This is a genomic window from Enterobacter cloacae (assembly GCF_011078175.1).
GTDB classification, from domain to species: domain Bacteria; phylum Pseudomonadota; class Gammaproteobacteria; order Enterobacterales; family Enterobacteriaceae; genus Enterobacter; species Enterobacter cloacae_Q.
Map to the genome: position 1 here is coordinate 1 of NZ_JAALCJ010000022.1, position 3,299 is coordinate 3,299.

The 3,299-nt window shown below is 46.4% G+C and carries 3 protein-coding genes; 1 reads left to right on the forward strand and 2 read right to left on the reverse strand.

The window, feature by feature from the left end:
* Positions 1-129: 129 nt before the first annotated feature.
* A complete protein-coding gene (locus G6Q29_RS21475) occupies positions 130-288 on the forward strand; it encodes a hypothetical protein (protein WP_001658417.1) in 159 nt (52 codons plus the stop codon).
* 242 nt (positions 289-530) lie between these two features.
* Here the strand turns inward: G6Q29_RS21475 and G6Q29_RS21480 are convergent, their stop codons facing one another.
* Entirely contained in the window at positions 531-2,087 is a 1,557-nt protein-coding gene (locus tag G6Q29_RS21480; RefSeq protein WP_232958621.1) for a sensor domain-containing diguanylate cyclase, read from the reverse strand.
* A gap of 236 nt (positions 2,088-2,323) precedes the next feature.
* Positions 2,324-2,560 (reverse strand): hypothetical protein, encoded by a 237-nt coding sequence (locus tag G6Q29_RS21485; protein WP_016947370.1) that lies wholly within the window; start codon positions 2,558-2,560, stop codon positions 2,324-2,326.
* Positions 2,561-3,299 lie beyond the last annotated feature (739 nt).

Here is a 3,299-nt window from a genome sequence, read left to right on the forward strand (position 1 = left end):
GCTCCCTCGTGCGCTCTCCTGTTCCTGCCTTTCGGTTTACCGGTGTCATTCCGCTGTTATGGCCGCGTTTGTCTCATTCCACGCCTGACACTCAGTTCCGGGTAGGCAGTTCGCTCCAAGCTGGACTGTATGCACGAACCCCCCGTTCAGTCCGACTGCTGCGCCTCCTCCGGTAACTTTCAACTTGATTCCAACCCGGAAAGGCACGACAAAGCGCCACTGGCAGCAGCCATTGGTAACTGGGAATTAGTGGATTTAGATATCGAGAGTCTTGAAGTGGTGGCCTGACTACGGCTACACTGAAAGGACAGTATTTGGTATCTGCGCTCCACTAAAGCCAGTTACCTTCGGAAGAAAGTGTTGGTAGCTCTTAATTCCGGCAAACGAACCACCGTTGGTAGCGGTGGTTTTTTTGTTTACAGGGCATGAGCTTACGACGACATCGAAGGGATAACAAGAGGATCCGCTTCTTGAACCCTTTTCCCCACAAAAAAACGCCACACTAGCGCGTAAAGCGTCATCAAAAAAACTCAAATAGCGCTATATACAATCACTTTATTACGCCCCTCTCCCTTGGCTTGATAAAGAGCATCATCAGCATTTTTCAGCAAAAAATCGATCCCACCAAGAGGATCCTCTTGTGTTGCCACACCAGCAGAGACGGTGACCCGCAAGTTATTAGGGAAAACAGTACTTTCAATAACACTCCTAATACGCTCCGCAACACACTCCGCTGTTACCACAGATGTATTCGGCAGAAAAACAACAAACTCTTCTCCACCAAACCGACAAACAATATCTTCACTACGGCAGCAAGAATTAATAACCTGAGCCAAAGTAACAAGAACCTCATCTCCGACCCCATGCCCGAAGTTATCATTTATTTTTTTAAAAAAATCAACATCAATAGCAATAACTGAACCCCCTGAACTCTGCTTGTGATTTTGTATTTTATTTGAAAACCCCAGTCTGTTGTTCACGCCGGTTAGGGGATCTTTAAGCGCCACCTCATTTAGAGAATCAACTCTTTCTATCATTATCTTAATATGCGTAAAAAGTGCCTTTTTTAGTCGGTCGGCTTCGACATACCAAGCATTGATACCTTTAATATAAACTAGCGAATCCCCTATATCTTTAGCATTGGTAGATATAGCAAGCTTTTCTAAAGGAATTGAAATACGGGAAGCAATGAAATATGAAAAAAGTGAAAATGTAATAACTATTACAATTAGCAGAACAAGTACACTCTTAGCATAAGTAATAAGAATAGTAGTCACGCTGTCAGCGTGACTATAAACCAACACACTCCAAGCAGTATTTTTCATATGAGCATAACCAAGAAGATATTTATTCTCCGAAGAAAAAAAGATACCCTCACCTCTCTCAGACGAAGTTAACTTCGATTTCAAATTTTCATCCATAACCATTGGTCGACCAACAGCACTGTTATCGTTATTAAAGATCACATTTCCATCTTCACTAACAATGCTAATTTCAGTGTCGCTTTTGAAAAAATGCCTGCTCAAAACGTCGCTAAATAAACTCTGTTTCTTTAGATATATAGACCCGCCGACATACCCTATATAATTACCATTCTTATCATAAATAGGATGTGACAACAAAATAATCAAATTCCCAGAAGCTGATTTGTAAGGTGCCGATATAAATGGTTTTTTAGCCTCAATCGCCAACTTACTGGCACTTGAATTCAAGTGAACTCCAACTAAACCAAGTGATTCTGGCGAAGTCGCCAGAACAACAGCACCATCACTAACAACAAGAACTGAATTAAACATACCAGACTGCAATCTTAACCTATCCGCCTCATTTTTAAGTGAGTCAATATCATTAGTTGACTCTATTTTTTTTGCGCCATACGCCAATTCACGTTGAGCCATTTCAATATAATTACTCATTACATCTGACATTTTCATAGCGTACGATGAATTAGCATCAAGCAAGTCTTTTTCTATATTTTCGCGTTTAAAAACCATAATAACGACAATCAGAAAAATAGAAGTCAACAAAATACCACCAACGGACAAGGTTATGACTATCGGACGAAGGTGAGGCTTTTTAATTCTCATAAAAATACACTCCATATAATTAAAAAATTCCACATTTACCATAACATCCCTTGCGTGCACCCCCTGAGAGGCCCTCAGCGCGTTTCTGCGCCCTCAGCCACAAAAGAGCACGTCTGACCCCCGGAAAACCGCCCGGAATCGCTCTGGTGAGTTTTACGGGGGTGAATGACTATGCACCGTAGTGAATACCACGCTGTTTCGCCCTGAACTCCCCACGAAACCGACGAAAGTGGCAATCAGCGACGCGGCGCCCGCGGACGCGACCAGGTAAATTCCGCCTGCTGCCGCTCCTCCTCACGCGCAGATCGCTGCCGTTCTGCCTGGCGCTGCGATTCGATCTGTGCACGAGCCCTGTTAAGGACAATGTGCCTGTTGGGCTGATTCAGCTTCTTGCCTGACGCTCTCTCAGCGGCGGCAACAGCATCGTCGAGGAATCTTTTCTCGGCGGGCGTCAGGTTTATCAGTCGTTTCATGGCGCTCTCCGGTCAGAATAACTCTGCACAGTCTGCCAGACACGGCGAACCTCATGAAGAACCTGCAGCCGGGAACAGCCTTGAGAAACGGTGAACGGGAACGGATTTTAATCCGGTGCCGTGAAGCGTTGGCGGGGTATCGGGGCGCAGCCCTGAGATATCGTTTTGGTGCCGGCATCATGATGGCGGTACTCCAAAAACACATCTTGTCCCGCTTTCAGTTTCTGAATTTGCGGGTTCCGGGCGCAGCGCCGGACCAGTCACGTAGCGCTAGCGGAGTGTATACTGGCTTAAAATGTAACATCGCAGAAACATCAAGCATAGCTGCCACATAAAGCAGGTGAAAAATGAGATTAGTATGCGTCAGCAGAAGATGCACTGCCGGAGAAATGCCGCTTCCTCGCTCACTGACTCGCTCCGCTCGGTCGTTCGGCTGCGGCGAGCGGTACCGGCTTACGGGCGGGGCGGAAATTTCCTGGAAGATGCCAGGAAGAAACTTAACAGGGAAGCGATAAGGCCACGGCAGAGCCGTTTTTCCATAGGCTCCGCCCCCCTGACAAGCATCACAGAATCTGACGCTCAAATCAGTGGTGGCGAAACCCGACAGGACTATAAAGATCCCAGGCGTTTCCCCCTGGTAGCTCCCTCGTGCGCTCTCCTGTTCCTGCCTTTCGGTTTACCGGTGTCATTCCGCTGTTATGGCCGCGTTTGTCTCATTCCACGCCTGACACTCAGTTCC